The sequence below is a fragment of the Dethiosulfatarculus sandiegensis genome, assembly GCF_000931935.2.
GTDB lineage: Bacteria > Desulfobacterota > Desulfarculia > Desulfarculales > Desulfarculaceae > Dethiosulfatarculus > Dethiosulfatarculus sandiegensis.
Genome location: NZ_AZAC01000011.1, coordinates 111,353 through 132,401 on the forward strand (window position 1 = coordinate 111,353; position 21,049 = coordinate 132,401).

The 21,049-nt window shown below is 52.2% G+C and carries 17 protein-coding genes and 1 tRNA gene; 15 read left to right on the forward strand and 3 right to left on the reverse strand.

Going from position 1 to position 21,049, the window contains the following annotated elements; translation table 11 throughout:
- Positions 1–6: 6 nt before the first annotated feature.
- Entirely contained in the window at positions 7–1,170 is a 1,164-nt protein-coding gene (locus X474_RS08085) for an iron-containing alcohol dehydrogenase (protein WP_044348364.1), read from the reverse strand.
- Between the two features lie 569 nt (positions 1,171–1,739).
- Between X474_RS08085 and X474_RS08090 the strand changes: the two genes are divergently transcribed.
- From X474_RS08090 to X474_RS08110, 5 genes are all read left to right on the forward strand, one after another.
- A complete protein-coding gene (locus tag X474_RS08090; protein ID WP_197282024.1) occupies positions 1,740–3,077 on the forward strand; it encodes an ATP-dependent 6-phosphofructokinase in 1,338 nt (445 codons plus the stop codon).
- A 429-nt stretch (positions 3,078–3,506) separates the two neighbouring features.
- The gene (locus X474_RS08095) at positions 3,507–3,839 is read left to right on the forward strand and encodes an STAS domain-containing protein (RefSeq protein ID WP_044348029.1); all 333 of its coding nucleotides are present in this window, start codon (positions 3,507–3,509) and stop codon (positions 3,837–3,839) included.
- Positions 3,840–4,058: 219 nt separating this feature from the next.
- A complete protein-coding gene (locus X474_RS08100; RefSeq protein WP_044348030.1) occupies positions 4,059–4,898 on the forward strand; it encodes a TVP38/TMEM64 family protein in 840 nt (279 codons plus the stop codon).
- Positions 4,899–5,534: 636 nt separating this feature from the next.
- Entirely contained in the window at positions 5,535–6,272 is a 738-nt protein-coding gene (locus X474_RS08105) for a class I SAM-dependent methyltransferase (RefSeq protein WP_044348032.1), read from the forward strand.
- A 148-nt stretch (positions 6,273–6,420) separates the two neighbouring features.
- Positions 6,421–7,029: a hypothetical protein gene (locus tag X474_RS08110; RefSeq protein ID WP_156360676.1), complete on the forward strand. Its 609-nt coding sequence runs from the start codon at positions 6,421–6,423 to the stop codon at positions 7,027–7,029.
- Positions 7,030–7,283: 254 nt separating this feature from the next.
- On the opposite strand, the gene X474_RS25550 is transcribed toward X474_RS08110, so the two are convergent.
- On the reverse strand, positions 7,284–7,487 hold the full coding sequence (locus tag X474_RS25550) for a uracil-DNA glycosylase (RefSeq protein ID WP_231688306.1): 204 nt from the start codon (positions 7,485–7,487) through the stop codon (positions 7,284–7,286).
- Between the two features lie 103 nt (positions 7,488–7,590).
- Here X474_RS25550 and X474_RS08115 point away from each other — a divergent pair, with 103 nt between their 5' ends.
- From X474_RS08115 to X474_RS08130, 4 genes are all read left to right on the forward strand, one after another.
- Complete coding sequence (locus X474_RS08115) at positions 7,591–7,869, forward strand: heavy-metal-associated domain-containing protein (RefSeq protein WP_231688307.1); 279 nt, start codon at positions 7,591–7,593, stop codon at positions 7,867–7,869.
- Positions 7,870–7,887: 18 nt separating this feature from the next.
- The gene (locus X474_RS08120; RefSeq protein ID WP_156360677.1) at positions 7,888–10,344 is read left to right on the forward strand and encodes a heavy metal translocating P-type ATPase; all 2,457 of its coding nucleotides are present in this window, start codon (positions 7,888–7,890) and stop codon (positions 10,342–10,344) included.
- A 681-nt stretch (positions 10,345–11,025) separates the two neighbouring features.
- Positions 11,026–13,221 carry a putative bifunctional diguanylate cyclase/phosphodiesterase gene (locus X474_RS08125; RefSeq protein ID WP_052515003.1) on the forward strand — a complete coding sequence of 732 codons (2,196 nt, stop codon included), beginning with the start codon at positions 11,026–11,028 and terminating at the stop codon, positions 13,219–13,221.
- A gap of 99 nt (positions 13,222–13,320) precedes the next feature.
- Positions 13,321–14,172, forward strand: coding sequence for an HDOD domain-containing protein (locus X474_RS08130; protein WP_044348037.1), 852 nt, complete (start codon positions 13,321–13,323; stop codon positions 14,170–14,172).
- A 219-nt stretch (positions 14,173–14,391) separates the two neighbouring features.
- On the opposite strand, the gene X474_RS08135 is transcribed toward X474_RS08130, so the two are convergent.
- A tRNA-Arg gene (locus X474_RS08135) sits at positions 14,392–14,468 on the reverse strand.
- A gap of 135 nt (positions 14,469–14,603) precedes the next feature.
- Here X474_RS08135 and X474_RS08140 point away from each other — a divergent pair.
- From X474_RS08140 to X474_RS08165, 6 genes are all read left to right on the forward strand, one after another.
- The gene (locus X474_RS08140) at positions 14,604–15,239 is read left to right on the forward strand and encodes a PEP-CTERM sorting domain-containing protein (protein WP_044348039.1); all 636 of its coding nucleotides are present in this window, start codon (positions 14,604–14,606) and stop codon (positions 15,237–15,239) included.
- 708 nt (positions 15,240–15,947) lie between these two features.
- Positions 15,948–17,615 (forward strand): arginine--tRNA ligase, encoded by a 1,668-nt coding sequence (gene argS / locus X474_RS08145; RefSeq protein WP_044348040.1) that lies wholly within the window; start codon positions 15,948–15,950, stop codon positions 17,613–17,615.
- Positions 17,616–17,617: 2 nt separating this feature from the next.
- Positions 17,618–18,172: an SPOR domain-containing protein gene (locus X474_RS08150; protein ID WP_044348042.1), complete on the forward strand. Its 555-nt coding sequence runs from the start codon at positions 17,618–17,620 to the stop codon at positions 18,170–18,172.
- Between the two features lie 4 nt (positions 18,173–18,176).
- Positions 18,177–18,629, forward strand: coding sequence for an N-acetyltransferase (locus X474_RS08155; RefSeq protein WP_044348043.1), 453 nt, complete (start codon positions 18,177–18,179; stop codon positions 18,627–18,629).
- Positions 18,630–18,631: 2 nt separating this feature from the next.
- The gene (locus X474_RS08160) at positions 18,632–19,969 is read left to right on the forward strand and encodes a TldD/PmbA family protein (RefSeq protein WP_044348045.1); all 1,338 of its coding nucleotides are present in this window, start codon (positions 18,632–18,634) and stop codon (positions 19,967–19,969) included.
- A 180-nt stretch (positions 19,970–20,149) separates the two neighbouring features.
- Entirely contained in the window at positions 20,150–20,995 is an 846-nt protein-coding gene (locus X474_RS08165; protein ID WP_052515004.1) for a M23 family metallopeptidase, read from the forward strand.
- Positions 20,996–21,049 lie beyond the last annotated feature (54 nt).

Sequence of the window (21,049 nt, forward strand, 5' to 3'; positions counted from 1 at the left end):
AGCAGCCTAAACGCCAAAAGCGTCTTCGTATAAGGAAGCAAGATCTTCGGCTGTCACCTTGCGGGGATTATTGGCAATGGGCCTGGCCACAGTCATGGCCTTTTCCGCCCAGGCCTTTATCTCGTCTTTGGGAAGCTTAAGCTCGTGCAGGGTGGGGGGTATGCCGACGTCACTGCCCAGGGAATAAACCTCTTCCACGCAGGCCTCGGCAAGCTCCCTCTCGGTCATGGAATCAGGCAGTTCGGCCAGGGCCCTGCCCATATCCGCAAAGCGGTCGGGGCAGGCCATGACATTGTATTCCAGCACATAGGGCAACAACACGGCATTGGCCTCGCCATGCGGCACATCATGGAAAGCGCCCAAGGGATAAGCCATGGCGTGGACCGCGCCCACTCCGGCCTGAGCCAGGGCCAAACCGGCATAGTAAGCTCCCAGAAGCATGCCCTCCCTGGCCTCCAGGTTTTCACCGTTGGCCACGGCCTTCCTTAAATTTTCGCCGATAAGGGCAATGGCGATCAGGGCGTTGTTGTCGCTGATGGGGTTGGCCGCCAGGCTGGTATAGGCTTCCATGGCATGGGTCAGGGCGTCTATTCCGGTGGTGGCGGTCACATACTCAGGGCAGGTGACGGTGAGCAAGGGATCCAGCATGGCGGTATGGGGATACAGAAAGCGCCCGTTTATCCCACCCTTGAATTTGTCTGAACGCCTGGTAAAGACAGCGGTGAAGGTAACCTCGCTGCCCGTGCCCGCAGTGGTGGGCAGGCAGATAACCGGCTTTCCCGGTTCCTTGACCAGGTCCAGTCCCACATAATCCACAGCCTTGCCGGGGTTGGTCAGCAGGACCGAAGCCGCCTTGGCCATGTCCAGGGCGCTGCCGCCGCCAATACCGACCACAACGTCGGCCATGGCGCCCCGTCCGGCCTGGGCCGCTTCGTCAGCTTCCGCCGGTTCAGGCTCTCTGGTCAATCCGCTGAAAACCGTTGTCTCAAGTCCCGCGTCTTCCAGGCTTTTCAGGGCGGGTTCCGCAACGCCGGCCTCAAGCACATTGGGGTCCACAACGACCAAAACGGATTTGGCTCCCAGAAGCTTTGCTTCCGCTCCCAATTCAGAGGCGCACCCCTGCCCGAAAATCGTTCTGCGCACCCCTTCCAGGGTGAATTGAGTCACCATATTACTTCCTCGATTTAAATTATTTTTGGTTGTTTTAAAACGGCAGGTTTCATGAAAAAACCTCATCGCTCGGGAAAAAAGTGGTCGGCATGATAAAAATAAGCCGTCCATCCAGGGCATGTTCTTCATATCCTGGCGTTATTTTGGTAAATCGCACCTAAAAGCGCAACACATCAGCCTCTTGATGGTAGCATAAGAGTATGAAATGTAAAGCACCGGGGCTAAGTGGGAACTATATACCGATTTATTGAGCCTGCCACCCCGGCCCCTAATTTACGGGAAAAGACATAAAAAAGGCAAAAAGCGCAAGGAACACCACTGTCTCATTTCAAAAACAGTTTTTCAGGTCACATAGTTGCCGCTTGACCCCGCATAAAAGGCGGTGCTAGCCTCGAAGAATTAGGTAGCATAGATCCATCCTTTTGATTTGCTTGCCGGATCTGGTTTTGTTTTTTAGATGATTCCAAATAAGCTATAGGGCTATTACAATTATGTGATGCGAGCGGGCCGGTGGTTTAGACAAGGCCAAGCCGAAAGTGCCTTTCTTCCCAATTCAATGGAGGGATACAGTGCAGTCCATCATCCGAAACCTGAAACCCGAAGACACCAAAATCCAAAGTCTGGGGCCTGCCAAAATTCAAAACCCCATCATCACCAGGCAAGGAGACAGTCCGGGCTTCAGGCATTTTATCGACAATAATGAGTTTGTCAGGGTTAACCCTTTCGTAATGGACACAGCGGACTCATGTGAACCCAGGGAAGTGACCTTTGAACTGGCCGGTCCCCGCTCCAAAATTTATTTCGACCCCACCAAACTGAAGGCGGCCATTGTCACCTGCGGGGGCATGTGCCCGGGGATCAATTCCCTGGTCCGCTCAATAGTTTTACAGCTCCACCACATTTACGGAGTCACCAACGTGGTCGGCATAAAATTCGGGCTCCAGGGTTTCATCCCCAAGTTCGGCCACGACATTGTGGAGCTCACCCCTACGTTGGTGGAAGGCATACACGGACGGGGAGGTTCTTATCTCGGCATGAGTCGAGGCTCCCAATCCATGGAAGAGATCGTGGATTCCCTGGAAAGGCTCAATCTAGGTCTTTTGTTCATGATCGGAGGCGACGGCACCCTGCGGGCCTCCAGGGCCATAGTGGAGGAGATAACCAAAAGAGGCCTTAAAACGGGAGTGGTCTCCATTCCCAAGACCATTGATAACGACATCTGCTTTGTCAGCAAGACCTTTGGTTTTCAAACTGCGGTGGAGGAGGCTGCTCAAGCCATTTTAGGCGCCCACAATGAAGCGACCGGCGCGCCGAACGGAGTGGGGTTGGTAAAGCTCATGGGGCGAATGAGCGGATTTGTGGCGGCCCATGCCACCTTGGCCCTGACCGAGGTCAACTTCTGCCTGATTCCTGAGGTGGAATTTGACTTGGAAGGCGAACGCGGGCTTTTAAAGCACTTGGAAGACAGAATAAGGGACCGAGGCCATGCCGTTGTTGTGGTGGCCGAAGGCGCGGGCCAGAATATCTTTACCGAGGAAGACCTGGGTAGAGACGCAAGCGGCAACCTGCGCCTGGGAGACATCGGGACTTATCTCAAAAAACGTATCAACCAGCACTTTGAGGGAAAAAACATTGAGCTGAACCTGAAATACATAGATCCCTCATATCTGATTCGCTCTGTGCCTTGTAATTCAAACGATCGCATCTACACAGGTTTTTTGGGACACGCGGCTGTCCACGCGGCTTTGACCGGCAAGACCGGGATGATGGTCTCCCAATGGGACAACCACTTTGTCCATGTGCCTGTGGAACTGGCCATAAAAAACCGCAAAAAAGTGGACCCCGAGGGCAGTCTTTGGCGTTCCGTGCGGGAAGCCACCGGACAACCCCATATGGTGAATGAATAACTGAATTTTTTAGACAAAGAGGGCTGAAAAGCCCCCAGGATGTTGACAAACAGCCTGAACGCGGGCCATGAAATACCCCTAAAATCAGAGATTTTGGGGACCCCGGATGACGGCCCGCCGAATTGCGAGGATTTCTTAAGACGAGTAATTCGAGCCATTTGGCAAAACCGCGTTTTTACCAAATGGCCTCTGACAAAGTCCAGGAGGACTTTGTCAGCAAACTAAGGGCTGAAAAGCCCCGCTTGTCAGGTTAAACTCAGAAGTCGGGCAATAAAATATGAAAAGGTGTTCAGAAGGCGCACACCGGTTTAGCACAGGGCATTTTGATCAGCCTTCTTGGCATTTGAACCGACTGTCTTGCCACAGACGGTTTTTGCTGATAACTTGAGGCTCCAGTTGTTAAATGTCCTTTAAGGAGGCGTAAAACTAATGCAGGTAGACCAGAGTCGGGAAGACAAGGTATTGATTGTTTCCCTAACCGGACGCTTTGACGCGCAATCCGCCGGAGAAGTGGAGAGCAGCTTAAACAGCTCCATGGAAAAGGGCGAAGTAAATATTCTGGTTGATATGCAGGGTGTTGAATATATTTCTTCTGCAGGCCTAAGGGTTTTGTTGGCCACCGCCAAAAAGATAAGCGCCCAAAAAGGCAAACTGGTTTTATGCGCCCTTAGGCCTTATGTTCAAGAAGTATTTGAAGTAGCAGGTTTCAATACTATTTTTCAAATCACCCAGAACACTGAGTCAGCCATGGAGGCTTTTTAGGAAGCCACTTGAAAGACCGAAACCGCCGAAGCCGCCCTATTAACGGGCGGCAACGATTTTAATAGACGGATATTGCTCTTAGACCTTCCTGTTTGGATCGGGTTAACCCCAAAAACACAGTTTAATATCCCCGGAAAGGTCACTGCAAATCTCATCACATGTGAAAAGGCCTCCCCTTTTGGCAAAGCGGTGACCAAGTAGACAAAGGCTCTATAAGGAATGGAAAACCCAAAAAAACCGGTTGAACCCGATTTAGACTACAATCCCCAGGACTTGAAACGCAGGCGCAGAAAAGCCATTTTCATGATCCTGGGAGTTCTAGCTTTGCTTTCACTTCTCACCTACATCTTCTGGGAGCCTATCTGGCAATACTGCCTTGAACTCTGGGAGCTGCTTAAAGACAAAGAGGCTTTCAGGGCCCGAATTGAGTCCTATGGAGTCTGGGCCCCGCTGGCCTTTGTGGTATTCCAGGTATTTCAGGTGCTGATCTCCCCCATTCCGGGTGAGTTGGTCGGTGCAGCCGGAGGTTATGTCTTTGGCTGGTTCCCGTCTTTGGTTTATTCAAGCCTGGGACTTACCGTTGGCTCCTGGATCAATTTCTTTCTGGCCCGCATGCTGGGCAAAACCTTCATAGAAAAATTGATACCGCCCCATGTGCTGGCCCGAATTTCATTTATCATGGAGCGGCAAGGGGTTGTCGCGGCTTTTATCTTCTTTGTGGTTCCCGGCTTTCCCAAGGATTATTTCTGTTACGCCCTGGGGCTTTCCCCCATGAGCTGGCGCATCTTCCTGGTGGTCAGCAGTGCGGGACGTATTCCGGGAACCCTTTTACTGAGCCTGCAAGGAGCCATGGTCTACCAGGAAAACTACTGGAGTTTCGTCTGGTTGGGAATTTTAAGCGTGGCTTTTATAGCACCGGTGTATATCTGGCGGGAAAAAATCTACGGACTTCTCTACAAGCTCGAACGCGGCAGGGGCCCTATAGTCCCGTCAGAAAACCAACTGCCGCAAGAAAATAAAGACCAAAATCCGGAGAGCAGCTCAAAAAAAGCTGATTAACCTTTAAGGCAACAGTGAGGTTGGGAACTAACGGGGAGGAGTTGCGGGCATGGCCAGAACAGTTGCCGGCCCGGCGGCGTGGGGTTGCTTCCCCTTTTCCGGCCACAGTGAGCAGTCCACACAGGAGAAAGAAGGCCAGCGCCTCTTTATAACCACCTGCAGGCAAATGCCGTAAAGCCCACAGTGAATATTCCTGTGCCGTGTCACTTCCTCAAAGCCGAGCGGCCTGGGATAAAAGGCAGGGCCATGAGGCCTTTGGGATCGCCGCATCTTCAAAACACTTCCCTTGGCAAAGAAAAACCGTAGAACGACTCACAGGCTGTTGAAAAAGACCATCCCGGACTTTTTCAATCCCAACCCGGTAAAAACGTGATTTTGCCAGGCTGATAAAAATGCTTGATTTAAAACCGGCACACCTGACTGACTGTTTTTCAACAGCACGTTATTTCAACCGGCAGGGAAAAAGGATGCGGACCAGGTCTTAAATGGGATAAGCCCCTTTTCCCCGATCCCCCCTTGGGAGCTTTGGGGCTTTATAAGAAAAAACCCCGTTATTTAAAAACATAGCACACCTATGATGCAGGCGCCAGTATGGTTCAAGTTGCCTTAGCATCTACACTATATTACAGTAAAGGTATGGACAAGATATTTGACGCAAAAGAACTGGCGGCCTATGAAGCCTGGCTCGACTCCGCCCAAGGGATGCAATACCAAAGTATGACCACAAGGCTTTTGGACACGATTTTGGATTGCCGAAAGGGCTGGCGGGTTCTTGATGTGGGATGCGGCCTGGGATTGCATCTAAAGCACTTAAGGCAAAGGGGCCTTTTGGCGCACGGCCTGGACATGAGCCCTGTGGCTGTCCATATGGCTGCCAAAAAACTGGGGCCTAATTGCGAAATCGACTTAGGCGACGCCCATGATCTGCCCTATGAAGACAACAGCTTTGACGCGGTAATCATGATGAACACCCTGGAGCTGGTGGACAGACCCGCCCAGGTGTTGGCCGAGGCCGCCAGGGTTTCAGCCAGCCGCCTTTGCATCATCACCATGAACTTCCTTTCCTTTGGGCCGATCACCTGGCGTTATCTCAGCCCTTATAATCCCCTGCAACAAAGAAGGTCTTTCAGCCTGCTTAGCCTGTGGAGGCTGGTGCGGGAAGTGTTGGGACCGGTTCCCCAGGCCTGGAGCGGGGCCACAACCTGGCCTTCATTACAAGTGGGGCATTGGCCTTTTGCCGGGATGATCGGAGTCTGCGCCGCAGTCACTCCCCGCTACATGACCAGGCCCCTGATTGTGGAGCCTGCCCGGAATCCTGCGACCCGACCTGCCCACAGCCACGGCAGCGTAGCTGTTCTGCGCCGGGTGAAGTAGCGCCTTTTTTGTGGGCAAAATTTTAAACACAGTAGTTTGTTTTTTCATTTTTCAGGTATTTATAGAATGCCGGGCCATGCTTTGCCAAAAACCCGGGCAATCAATCTTTGCGGTTCACGGTCATAACACAGCAAAAAAGAGAGGCAAGATGAAAACATCCAGGCTATTGGCCTTGGGCATTGTCTGCGCGGCGGCGACGCTCTTTCTGGGTTGCGGATCACCGGATGCAGTCTCCTATTACCAAAACGAAGAGATCATGGATGATGAAAGGTCCCTGAACTACCAGCTGACCTACAACACGAACAGCAACCAAATGGTCTTTGACGAAGACTCGTTCACGGCCCGTTTCTCTGTTTTCCCGGATAAAGCCTATAATTTTGAGTTCACCCTGATCAATAAAACAGACCGCCCCGTGGTCATAGACTGGAATCTGATCAACTACATCGATTTGGACGGCAGGCCCCACAGCATTATTACCGATAATGTGCAATACGGTGATCCGGTGACTGCCCAGCGCCCCACCCGAGTGCAGCCCCAGGGCACAGTGAGCACCCTTTTACGCCCGGCCGACCGGGAAGAAAGAGACGGAGCCATGCGCCTTTTACCTGCCAGGCACTCGGGCAGGCCGGTGGTTGATTCAGATGATCAATTACTGATGATAATGCCGATAAAGGTGCTGGGGCAGGTCCGCAACTACCGTTTTTCCCTACCCCTGGGTCAGGTTGAATCGGATATCCCCTGGGACCCGGCCTGGTAAAACACCGGCTCCCCGCCTCGTTCGGAAGAGCAGACATACTCTCCCACTGAAAACCCCTGGACGGCAAACCCCGCCCAGGGGTTAATTTATGGCACATCACTTTTTCTTGGCGCACAAGTGTTCGCCCATGAGCACGCTGGGCGCATAACAGCTCGTTTTTTAAGGAAATAGCGCTTAAGTCTGAAAAGGCTCCCCAACTGCATGGTCTTTTACCGAATCGGCATCCACTTTAATGTATTAGGCACCAGTAAAAATCAAACCCATTTACCAGGCCTTTTAGGAGGCTTTTCCGGTTTGGGGCTATATAAAAGACAGGGTTTGCCGGAGGTTCTCACCACCACCTGCCAGGGAATGGTTCTGGACTGAAACCCCATGGCCTTGCATATATAGGGCCTCTGTTTCTGCCAGGTAAGAGCAAAATGCCTGCATTTGAAACAGTTCGGTCGCTTGGTCTGCAATTGCCGCTTCCCTCTCATAAGCTGAATCCACTATGGAACTGCATTATTATAATACCCCTGCCGCCCCCCGCAGCCAAGTATAGTATTTTTATAGGAAATAATAGTGGCACTTTTTTATTTGATTCTTATCTTATTAAGTGGTACTAAAAAAATTAACCACATTCTTCAGGAGATTACAATGCCGGAAAAGAAGATAAACATTCCCAGTATTGCCTGTGGCCACTGCCTTAATACTGTCAAAACAGAAGTGGGAGAAATTAAAGGGGTTTTAAAGGTGGAAGGTGATGTAGAGAGTAAGGATGTGACTATCACCTGGGAAGAACCGGCCAACTGGGAAACAATCGCGGCCCTGTTAAATGAGATCGGCTATCCAGCTGCATAAACCCAGGAGGGAGACAAATTGGGTTCAAAACATGTGGAGTTGCCCGTGGTGGGGATGAGCTGCGCCCGCTGCGCGGCAAACGTCGAAAGAACCTTACAAAAGAAAACCAACGGGGTTGAACAGGCCAATGTAAATTTTGCCACTGAGTCCGCCTCGATTGATTACGACCCAGAAGTCACCGACCTCAAAACCATTGCCCAATCAGTGGAGCAGGCTGGTTTCAACCTGGTTCTACCCCAAGCCACCCGCACCCTTGAGATGCCGGTGGTTGGGATGAGCTGCGCCCGTTGCGCGGCAAACGTGGAACGCACTTTAAGCACAAAAGTGCCCGGCGTCAAATCGGCCAATGTGAACTTTGCCACGGAAACGGCAACCGTTGAGTACGCCCCCGGAGAAACCGGGCCGGAGCTGATGGCCGAGGCTGTACACAAAGCCGGATTCGAGTTGGTTGTCCCCGCTGAAGGCGAGGATTCCCTGCATGATGTGGAGCAAAAGGCCAGGGAAGAAGAACTAGCCGTCCAAAAGAGGGCCTTTGGGGTGGGGCTTTTATTCACCATTCCACTTTTCATTCTAAGTATGGGGCGGGACTTCGGGCTTTACGGGGAGTGGGCCCATGCCGCCTGGGTTAACTGGTTCTTCCTGGCTCTGGCCACGCCGGTGCAGTTCTACACCGGCCTGGGTTACTATATCGGCGGGTACAAAAGCATAAAAGCCGGCAGCGCCAACATGGATGTGCTGGTGGCCCTGGGCTCTTCGGTGGCCTATGTCTATTCCGTGGCTCTGTTGTTGTTCCCCGGCCTGGGGAGCCATGTCTACTTTGAAACCTCGGCCATGATCATAACCCTGATCAAATTCGGCAAGCTGTTGGAAGCCAGGGCCAAGGGAAAGGCCTCGGCGGCGATCAAGGCCCTTATGGACTTGAGTCCCAAGACGGCGCACGTGTTGGATGAAGATGGTGTGGAACGGGATATCCCGGCCCAGGCCGTACAAAAAGGCCAGGTGGTCCTGGTGCGCCCTGGTGAGGCTATTCCCGTAGACGGCGAGATCATCAAGGGTGAATCTTCGGTAAACGAAAGCATGATGACAGGTGAGAGCATCCCGGTTGATAAAAAAACCGGTGATACGGTCTTTGGCTCCACTGTGAACCAGGAAGGCGCGCTTAAAATAAAGGCCACAGGCGTGGGGTCTGAAACAGCCCTGGCCCGCATCATTCAACTGGTTCGCCAGGCCCAGGGCAGCAAGGCCCCTATCCAGCGCCTGGCCGACCAGGTCTCGGCGATCTTTGTACCCACCATTATCATCCTGGCCCTGATAACCTTGGGAGTATGGTGGTATGCGGCTGGTGAATTCGTAACCGCCATGATCCGCATGGTGGCGGTTTTAGTTATCGCCTGCCCCTGCGCCCTGGGTCTGGCCACGCCCACGGCCATCATGGTCGGCACCGGCAAGGGGGCCACCATGGGAATTCTCTTTAAATCAAGCGAATCCCTGGAAACGGCCCATAGGCTCAAATCCGTGATGCTCGACAAAACAGGCACCATAACCAAGGGTGAACCCGTTCTCACCGATTGGATTCCCTTAAACGGTAAGGCAGACCAGTCTTTGGCCCTGGCGGCATCGGCGGAAAAAGGCTCGGAGCACCCCTTGGCCAGAGCCGTTCTCAACGGGGCCCGGGAAAAAGGCCTTGAAATTATGGAACCCGATGAATTCCAGTCCCAGACCGGCAGCGGAGTCCAGGCCAGGGTTAACGGCTCTTTAGTCCGGATCGGCAAGCCCGACTGGTTCAACGGCGAAGCCGTGCTGAACCCTGCCCTGAAAAAACAGGTCAACGAGATCGCCTCCCAGGGTAAAACCGTCATGCTGGCGGAGATAGACGGCGAAATGGCCGGGCTTCTGGCTGTGGCGGATCAGGAAAAGCCCGAGGCAAAAGAAGCCATTGCCAGATTAAAGGAAATGGGCATCACCCCTGTTATGGTTACCGGCGACAATGAGCAGGCAGCCAGGGCCATTGCGCGACGAGTGGGTATTGAACAGGTTGTAGCGGGTGTTTTACCCCAAAACAAAGAGGCGGAAGTGAAGAAGGCCCAGGAAAAAGTGGGCCTGGTGGCCATGGTGGGTGACGGCATCAATGACGCCCCAGCCCTGGCCAGGGCGGATGTTGGCATTGCAATCGGCAGCGGCACGGATGTAGCCATGGAGGCAGGCGACGTCACCTTGGTGGGAGATGACATCACAGGCGTGGCCAGAGCCATCCGTCTTTCCAAGGCCACCATGCGCACCATAAAAGAAAACCTTTTCTGGGCCTTTTTCTATAATATCCTCCTGGTGCCCCTGGCCGCCGGTGCTTTTCACTATGTAAGCTGGATGCCAAGCTTTATCAGAGACTTACATCCAGCTATGGCTGCCGGAGCCATGGCCGTTTCCAGTTTTACAGTGGTTATGAACAGCCTCAGGCTCTCAACCAAAAAACTCTGATCATTTCAAGCTGAAACCAGCCGGCCGCAAATCTCGCGTGGTCGGCTGGTTTCAGGATAAATCGCAGATCTTTGAACTATGCTGTTTTCTTTTCTCCGTAATGCCCTTTCCTGTTTTCCCTTAAAGAATTATAGTGACTCAATTCAAGTTATTTTTAAAAATTAGATAATCAGGCTAATAAATAATTAATTAAAACAATATGATTAATTATTTACTACCCAATACCGTGATAAAATCTTATCTTTCCTTTAACCATCTTTTTTTTATAGCAATTTTTAAATTATCAAATTATTATTGGGAAGAGGAGCGTACTTTTTTTGGGGCAGACTAACAGCGGGGCAAAACGCTAAAAAAATACTTCAAACGCTTAAAATCACAACAGGGCCCGTTAGGAGGGGAGGCCGTATCCCCCCATGATAAACGTGTTTTTGGCTGGTGATCACCAAGTGTGAAGTCAAGCTCTTCGCCCCAATGAAGTAAAAATTATTTTTTTATTGATGACCAGCAGTTATCAACGATAATCAAAGATCAATTCAAGAAACCGCACCAAGTGGCCGATAAATTAAAATGGAGCGGTGTTTATAAGACGAATAAAGACAATGCGGCGAATAAAAAAAATATAGGCTGTTTTTATTTAATCTTAAATTCACAAAAACTTTAAACACCAGGACCTGCTTGCCCATGAGTGACGCTCAAGATTCAGATAAAAAATTCAAGGATCAGGATATAGCGGAGATTGTAGCCAATCTTACCGATAACTCTTCCTTGGCCGCTGAATTAGAAGGCGTCACCTCTATTCCCAGCACCAACTCTTTGTTTCAGGCGCTCATGGGGCTGGTGGGGCACCCTTGCATTATCTCAAGCTCCCATGAAGGAGCCATACGCGGTCCATGTCTGGAAGCCAATCCGCCTGCCTGCCTGTTATTGGGCTACAACAAAAATGAACTCACCGGCATGGAGACAAACCGCTTTATTCGCCTGCCCCAAAAGCCGCCCCGCATCCCCACCCTATCGGAATCACCGGCTGTTTTTGCGGCCGAGTTTGTCACCAGAAACCAGGAAATCATCCCGGTGAGGCTTAGTTGCTGCCTGCTCTCCCTGGGGACGGATCGGGAGCTGGTGGTTATGATGGCCGAAAACAGCGGGGCTTCACTCAATACGGAGAGGGAGCGCAACCTGCAGGCCTGGGCTTTTGACCGCCTGGGGGTCGCCACGGCGGTTACAGACCACAGGGGGTTAATTTTAAAGACAAATCAAGCCTTCACCCAAATGACAGGCATGAGTCCCCACCAAGCAGTGGGTTCTTCGCTTAATCTGCACTCCCCGGACTCCACCGACCACAACTACTACAAGCACGTGTGGGAAGCGGCAGCCAGATCGGGAAGCTGGCAAGGCGCCGCGCTTTTACACGAAATGGTGGAAGGCGAGCGTTTCATCTGGCTGGATGTGGAGCATTTTCCATCCACCGGAAGTCAAAACGCCCACTGTCTGGCCACTCTTAAGGAATTGGAAGGAAGCCGGCTCAGCAAAAATAAAATTATTCACCTTGCCCATCATGACCCCCTCACCGGCCTGCCCAACCGGGTGCTGTTTTACGAACGCCTGAAACAGTCTGTGGCCCAGGCCAAAAGGCGCAAAGTTCAACTGGCTGTCCTTTTTTTGGACCTGGACAATTTCAAAACCATAAACGACAGCCTGGGACACTCGGTGGGCGATAAGATGCTCAAGACCGTGGGCGCCAGGCTGCTCTCCTGCATGAGGGCCGAGGACACGGTCTCCCGCCTGGGCGGGGATGAATTTGTGGTTGTGATTCCCGAGATAGCCGAGCCGGAAGACGCGGTAAAGGTGGCCCGGCGAATCATCCAGATGCTTTCCCGCACCATAATATACGAGGGTCATGAATTGACCCTCAGCGCCAGTATAGGGCTGACAATATTCCCCACCGATGGCGGCGACCCGGAAACCTTAATCAAAAACGCCGATCTGGCCATGTATCAGGCCAAAAAGCAGGGCAAGCGTCGCTTCCAGCTCTTCAGTCCTGCCATGCACACCAATGTCACCAGGCGTTTGATAATGGAATCCAATCTTAGAAAAGGATTCCAAAACCAGGAATTTGTGGTGATGTATCAGCCCAAATTCGATCTGGCCACCGGCAAGGTGGGGGCAATGGAGGCCCTGGTGCGTTGGGACAGGCCGGATCTTGGCATGGTGTCACCTGCCGAGTTTATTCCCCTGGCCGAAGAAAGCGGCCTGATTGTGCCCCTGGGGGAATGGGTGTTGCGCCAGGCCTGCCTAACCACCAAGGAACTCAGAAATCAAGGCATGGAAGACCTGGTGGTCTCCATAAACCTCTCCACCAGGCAACTGCTTTGGCAGCACGATCTGGCATCAATGTTGGCGGAAATTCTGACCGAGTGCGAGCTTCCGCCCAGCGCCCTGGATTTGGAACTCACTGAAAGCGCCGTGATGCATAACGTCGAAGGGGCCATCGGCACCATGGACGATCTGCGTCAAATGGGCATAAGCCTTTCCCTGGATGATTTCGGAACCGGTTACTCTTCTCTTAAGTATTTAAAAAGATTCCCTATAGATGTCCTTAAGATTGACCGCTCCTTTGTAAAGGGGCTCCCAGACGATCCCAGCGACGTAGCTATTGTGATCAGCATCATATCCATGGCCAGGGCAATGGGGCTCAAGGTTATCGCCGAAGGGGTGGAGACCATAGACCAATTAAGATTCTTCCTCCATAATGAAGTTGATGAGGTGCAGGGTTTTATCTTCTCCAGGCCATTAGTTAAGAGCCGTCTTGCCCACGCCCTTAGAGAAAGTGAAGACCTGGCCCGGAAAATCCTATTTGGAGCCAACCAATCCAACTAATCCCTTTGACCCATGGCCATATTATGTATGAAAATGTTCTTAGATTCAGATGGTTGACCTGGTTGTGACTATGCGCTATTTAGTCAAGGAAAACTAAGTATGAGTTTTAAGTTAAAAAAAATACGAAATATCCCAACCCTGCCTATAGTGCTGACTAAGATTCTTGCCACCCTGGACAACCCTTTGTCATCAGCTAAGGACATGGAAAAAATAATAAAAAACGACCAGGCCCTCACAGCCAAGCTGCTGGCTGTTTCAAATAGCGCCTATTATGGATTTCGCAAGGAAATTACCACCGTGGGAAGGGCCGTGGTTGCCATTGGTTTCAGTGAGGTTCGCAATATTTGCCTGGGGCTCAGCCTTACCAATTTCCTGCATCCGGCCAACTTTAAAAACAAGGAACTGGCCCAGCTTTTGTGGCTGCATTCCCTTTCCGTATCCGAGGCAGCCAAACTCCTGGGAGAACAGACCTCAGCCATAGAACCTGAAAAGGCCTTTACCGCAGGCTTGCTGCACGACATAGGCAAGGTGGTTTTGGCCGCCTTTTTCCCGGATGAAGTGGAGCTGCTTAGAGCCAAAGTAAAAAACGGGGAGATGTCTTTTGAAGAGGCGGAAAAGGCCTTGGATATCTCCCATGAACAGATCGGCTCCGCCCTGGCTGAACAGTGGGAGCTGCCCCCCATGCTGCAGGAGGTTATCGCCAGGCATCACCACCCCACCCCCTCACTGACCTACGCCCCCATTGTCTATGCCATTCAACTGGCTGACTTTGTTTCCAGAAACCAGGGATTCAAAGATTCCATCAGACAGGAACCGCCGGAGTTGTCCCCCAACGCACTGGAAGGAGTGCCGATTGACAAGGCAGGCCTGGTGCGCACCTCCAAGGCGGTAAAGGATCGCACCCCGGCGATTATCGCCCTTTGGAAGGAATTGATCCAAAACGGCGATTAGATATTATATCCCGCAACAACAAACTTTTAGCAGTACAGCAGTATCGCATCCCCCCGAAATTTTAGCGGACGGGAGTTATAGGGGGATGGTTTAGTGCCTTAAAGCGACTGCGAAGCCTGCTTGGTCACAAGCCTCTCCTTTAGCCTCAAGCAAAAGGCAAATGAGCCAACACACAAAAAAGGGGTCGGACCTTTCAATCCAACCCCTTGAAATAACATATGGTACGCCTGGAGGGATTCGAACCCCCGGCCCGCGGCTTAGAAGGCCGCTGCTCTATCCAACTGAGCTACAGGCGCAAGCAACACCCAATTCTAGCGTTTGAACCGATATTGTAAAGTCCAGATTTAAATTTTGATTTATTCCTTGCATATGTCCCACTTTAGCACTATATTTTATAGCATCTATAAGTATACCAGTTAGGGAGGACAGCCATGGCACGTGTAACAAAAATTCTTGGATTGGTGGCTTTGGCCGTGGCCCTGTCCGCAGTGCCCGCCAAGGCAGCATTTATTGACTTTTTAAACAGCTATTGGAATCCGGGATCAACAACCGAGACATCCATCACCAGGTATGTGTCTTCCCTGGATGCGGATCTTACCATTACCGCTTCAGGTGGAGCCAACACCCTTTATTGGGACAACACCGATGGTTTCGGGGTCAGGGGCAACGAAGAGGACGAAGTGGACAAGCTTGAAAAGTTGACGCTTTCCTTTGACAAGCCGGTCTACCTCTCCAGCTTCAACCTGACCGACCTTTTCTATGAAGGAAGCAGGCAGTACCAGGAAGAAGGCTACTACAGCCTTGACGGCGGAGCAGCCGTTAAATTCCTGGCCGATCTGAGCCAGGTCTCCGGCAGCACCAATGGAGTAAAACTGATCAGCTTGAACTCCGGGCCGGTGACGACCATCGAGTTTTATGCCTTAAACCCGGTTCCCGAAGGTCAGCATCACGACTTCTCAGTAGCTGGAATCAATGCTTCGGCAACCCCCGAACCGGCCAGCCTTATTCTGGTGGGTTCGGCCCTGGGACTGGGCCTGTGGAGGAGACGCCGGAAATTTTTCAACTAACAAGCTCAATTAAAGCAATCCAAACCCGGGCCTTATTTGGCCCGGGTTTTTTTTATCTCATAACCCATTGGGTTTTACCAGATGCCGTTCAGTTTCGGCTCACTTTGGATAAGCATATACAATTATTACATTTTAAGTGATTACAATTCAATTGTCCGGCAAATGGATTCTTAAAACAAAAAAACGATTAAGGGTGTCTTCATGGCGCATTTTCCAGCCGTCGATCAAAGGACTGCAAGCCCGGGCCCGCTTAAGCCGGGCTTTTTTCTTTTTAAGGTGCTTTCTTTGTAAACAAAACTTGCCTTACCCCCTGTAGCTGGTATAGAAAATTCAAGAAAATCAAAAGGCTCTCCGACCAGGTCAAAACCGGGAATCTCCTTCTGCAAGGGGCCGCTCCGACCAGGGGAAAACTCCTTTCGGGCTCAAAACAGCCTCAGGCCTCCGGGCCTGAATGCAAGGGTTTTGTTCGCCGTGCTTGACCATCACCTTGGGGCAGGTTAGTTTTGATAAGCTTGCAACCAATGCCTGGAGCTGCCCTATGAGCGATTCGCAAAGGACAAAAACCGCAGCTGCTGAGATACAGATCTGCGCAATATGCGCCTGGCGCGCCAACTGTAAAAAAAAATTTACCATTCAACAAAGCAGCATCAATAAATGCCCGGATTTTACAAGGGACGCTGCCCTGCCTGAGAACGGAAAGCACGATCAATGAAACAAACCATAATCAAGGCTTTTGAAAACGCACTTGAAGCAGCCTTTGAAAAAGGAGATCTCCCCGCCTGCCCGGATGTGGCTTTTGTGCTGGAAAGACCCAAACAAGAGTCCCACGGCGATCTGGCCGCCAACTTGGCCATGCAGCTTGCCAGGCCCCTTGGCATGAACCCCAGGGTCATAGCACAGAAACTCCTGGACAATCTGGGCGACATAAACGGTCTCATTGCCAAGACCGAGATAGCCGGTCCCGGCTTCATCAACCTGACCTTGAGCCCCACAGCCTGGCTGGCCATCCTCCCCGAAATCCTCGAGAAAGGAAAAACCTTTGGCAAAGGCTCCTGGGGCGGAGGCAAAAAAGTCATGGTGGAATTTGTCTCGGCCAACCCCACCGGCCCCTTGCATGTGGGGCACGGACGGGGAGCTGTTCTGGGCGATGTGCTGGCCAGGTTGCTGGCCTTCTCAGGCTTTCAAGTGGGCACGGAATATTACATCAACGACGCGGGCAATCAAATGGCCACCCTGGGGCGTTCAGTATTGGCCCGGGCCGCCGAGATAAAAGACCCGGAGTTGCCTTTTCCGGAAAACCACTATCGTGGAGAATATATTAAGGACCTGGCAGCCGAGTACCTTGAGGTCAACGGCTTTGACACGGCTCCGGATATAAACGATCCCGAGGCGGTGACCAGGGCCGCGGCCTGGGCCGGGGACCGCATCCTAAACGGCATCAAAGACGACCTCAAGGCCTTTCAGGTGGATATAGAGACCTGGTATTCGGAAAATGACCTGGTTGAGCAAGGCGGAGTGCAAAAGGCCTTTAAGGAGCTATCCGATCAGGGCCGCCTCTATGAAAAAGACGATGCCCTCTGGTTCAGGGCCATGGAATTTGGCGATGAAAAAGACCGGGTGGTGCGCCGCTCCAATGGGGAGACCACTTACTTTGCCAGTGATATCGCCTATCACCTTGATAAATTTCAAAGGGGCTTTGAAAGGCTGATAAATGTCTGGGGCGCTGATCACCACGGTTACACCCCCAGGCTAAAGGCAGCCGTGGAGGCCATGGGTAAAAAGCCCGGGGACCTGGAGATCGTTCTGGTCCAGCTGGTAAACCTTCTCCGGGCGGGCGAACCGGTTGCCATGTCCACCCGGGCGGGTGAATTCGTCACCTTAAGGGAGGTCGTGGACGAAGTCGGCTCAGACAGCGCCCGCTATATCTTCCTCACCCGCCGCTCCGACTCTCCTTTGGATTTTGACTTGGAGCTGGCCAAGCAAAAGAGCATGGACAACCCGGTCTACTATGTACAATACGCTCACACAAGGGTGAAAAGCGTGCTCAGGAAGGCCAAGGAAAACGGCCTTGAGCCCAAGAAGCCCAAAGAGGTGGAGCTGGCCAAGCTTAAGGAAAAGGACGAAATAGCCCTTGCCCGCAAGCTCAACGAATACCCTGAGGTGGTGGCCGCGGCGGCCGCTTCTCTGGAACCGCACCGGATAACCTATTACCTGGGCGAGCTGGCGGGCCAGTTCCACTCCTTTTACAACGCAAGGCGCATCATGGTGGATGATCAGGAGCTGGCCCAGGCCAGAATGCTCTTGGCCCGGGCTGTGGGCCAGGTGCTGGCCGGCGGCCTGGCACTCTTGGGTGTGAGCGCGCCGGAGGTTATGTAAGGGTGGCGAAAGACACCGGTACACCAAGGCAAACAGGCCGGATATGGCGTTATATCTGGCCCGTGTTCAGCATTTTTCTAATCTGCTGGGCCTTTGTCCTGGGAATCTGGGTGGGCCAAGGCAAACTGGCCACCGAAGAACAGCTGGCTCTATGGCAAAGCTGGATGGGCAAACAAAACAAGCCCGTCAAAACAGCGGGCACCGAGCCCTTGCCGCCCAGGACCCTGTCATTTTATGATGGGGTTGCCGCCGGTACTCCGCCGAAAAAGGAAACAACAAAACCGGTTAAGAAACCTTCTTCCGAAAAGCAGAATAAAGGTCAATACACAGTGCAGGTTGCCTCCATGAAGGAGCCTGCCCAGGCTTTGAGCCTGGCCCGAAAATTAAAAGAAGCGGGTCACCCGGCCTATATCAAAAAGACCATGGTCAAGGGCGTTGGCCTGCGCTATCGGGTCAGAGTGGGCCCTTTTGACACCCTGGACCTGGCCCAATCCTCTGTGGCGCGCATGAAGCACAAATACAAATTTGCCGCCTTTATCACACGAAAGGAAAAATAGCCACTTGATAAGAAAGGCAAACCAGAAAGACGTTCCTTTCATCCACAAGATCCTGGCAGAAAATGGCCGGGAAGGCCGCTTACTGGCTAGGCCGCTTAGCGACATTTACGAATATCTGCGCGACTTCGTGGTGGCCCAGGACAAAGACGGCCGTCTGGTGGGGGTCTGCGCTCTTCATTTTTGCTGGGAGTCTTTAAGCGAAGTGAGGAGCCTGGCGGTCTTGCCGGAGGACCAGGGTCAGGGATGGGGCAAAAAGCTGGTGGAGAGCTGCCTTTCCGAAAGTGTGGCCAGGGGGTTCGACCAAATCTTTATTTTAACTTACATTCCCGATTTTTTTAACAAAATAGGGTTCAAAAAAACCAGTAAAAAACAATTGCCCAACAAAATATGGGCGGATTGTGTGAAGTGCGTTAATTTTCCGGACTGCACTGAAACCGCCATGTTGCTGGAGCTTTAATCATGAAACGAAAATCCGAAATAACAGAAGCCGGACGATTGCTAAAGGCCAGTGATGCGGATCATTGGGAAGTAATAGCCAGCCGCACCCAAAGTCTCGAACTGAGCGTAAGGGATGACAAGGTTGATAAATTTTCCCAGGCTGAAAGCCTGGGCTATTCCATAAGAGTTATAAAAGAAGGCCGGTTGGGTTTTTCCTACCTTATAGGAGGGACCAGGGAGGAACTGGCCCGGGCTGTTGACCAGGCCCTGGTCTCGGCCAAGGCGAGTGAACTTGAATTCAGCGGGAGCCTGCCCTCAGCCGGAGCGGAATATTCTGAAACCGAGGTTTTTGATTCCGAAGCCCTGAATGAGCCCTTGGGCGAAAAACAAAAACGGGCTGTGGCCCTGGCCCGGGCCGCCAGGGAGGCGGACCCCAGGATAAGCCATGTCTATCCTGCCGGAATAGAAGAATACACAAGCCACCTTGATCTGCTCAACTCAAACGGTCTTGACCTTTCTCACAAATCCACCTACTTTTCAATCGGGGCCGAAGCCCTGGCCGAAGAAAACGGGGAACAGGAGGTTGGCTTTGAAGGCAGGGGCAGCCGCTTTCTGGCGGACCTGGACCCGGTGGATGTCGGCAGGGCCGCGGGTCTGAGGGCTGTGGCCAACCTGGGCGGCAAACCCGTCTCAGACGGACTTTATGACGTTATCCTGGAAAACCAGGTGGTGGCACAATTTTTAGGCATCTTAAGCGCCTCCATGAGCGGTGAGAGCGTGTTCAAAGGACGCTCACTACTAGCCGACAAACAGGAAAAGCTGATTTTAAACTCTGCCGTTACTATATTAGATGACGGACTTTACCCCAAAGGTCCCGGCACCAGGCCCTTTGATGGTGAGGGCACTCCCACCCGGTGCACCAGCCTGGTGGAAAAAGGCGTGGTTAAAAATTTTATCTACGATTGCCTCTGGGCTCATTTTCAGGGGGGCCAAAGCACCGGCAACGCAGTGAGAGGTTCACTTAAAGCCCCGCCCTCGGTGGGATTCAACAACCTTATCCTGGAGCCGGGGCTCAAAACCACAGCCGAACTGGCATCGGGCCTGAAAAAAGGCATTTTTATAACCGAGATATTGGGCGGCCACACAGCGGACCCCATAAGCGGGGACTTTTCCTTTGGTGCGGCCGGACGCCTCATAGAAAACGGAACCCTGACTTCACCTGTGAAATCAATCGCCATAGCCGGCAACATCCTGAAAGTTTTTGAGGCTATGAAAGAAATAGCCAATGATTTTAGATTCTTTGGAACTACAGGCTGCGCCTCGGCCCTTGTAACCGAAATGTCAGTCAGCGGTCCGTAAAAAAGGCATTATCCGGACCGTTTCCCGGACCGGGTGCGGTTGACTTTTAAGGGTATAATGTGCTAATTGATTCAAGGTCAAATTAACATCAAGCAAGCTCTCCCAATAAGGTAAGTTGTGGCTAAAAAATACACTGTATTGGTAATACCGAAAGGCACTAACACAGTCAGACGGTTTTCTATGCCGCCCTGGCTGGTCCCCTCCTTTTTTGCTCTCCTCATCGCAGCCATAGGCATGAGTATTTTCTGGTTCCGGGAATATCAGACTGTTTGCAAGCAGTTACCCGATCTCAAGGCCATGGAGCAACAGAACAGGCACCACTCGGCCCAGGTAAAAGCCTTTGCCAAGCGTCTGACCGACTTTAAAGACGAAATGAAAAAACTTAAAGAGTTCAACCATCGCCTGCGCATCCTGGCCAACCTGGAAAAGCCCAATGAGAATGACGGGATCTTCGGCATGGGCGGCCCGGACAAGTCGGAACACGGACCCGGCATCCGCCTGGCCCACTCCGATCGGGACCGCCAGCTCTCCTATATGCGTCAGGAGCTGGATGACCTTTACGCAGCCGGTGACGCAGAGCGTCAGGTCCAGATAGAACTCGCCAAATTCCTTAAAGAGCGGCGCTCCATTCTGGCCTCCACTCCCTCTATCTGGCCGGTCAAGGGCTGGGTCACAAGCGGTTTCGGCAACCGGACCTCGCCGTTTACGGGCAAAAAACAATTCCACGCCGGTATAGACATATCCAATAAAAAAGGCACCCCTATTGTCGCCCCGGCTGACGGAGTGGTCACCTATGCCGGCCGCAGGGGAAGCTTCGGCAAGATGGTCATGATAAACCACGGCCACGGCCTGGTGACCCGCTACGGTCATTTGAGTAAATTCGAGGTCAAGGTCGGACAAAAAGTAAAGCGCGGGCAAAAAATAGCTCGAGTGGGCAATACCGGAAGATCCAGCGGACCTCATCTGCATTATGAAGTTTTGATGTCGGGAGTGCCCACCAACCCGAGGTACTATATTCTCGACTGAGAATCAGCCCATAACCGGAATTCAACCAGTCTCCCGACGCCTTGCGGTTAGAGC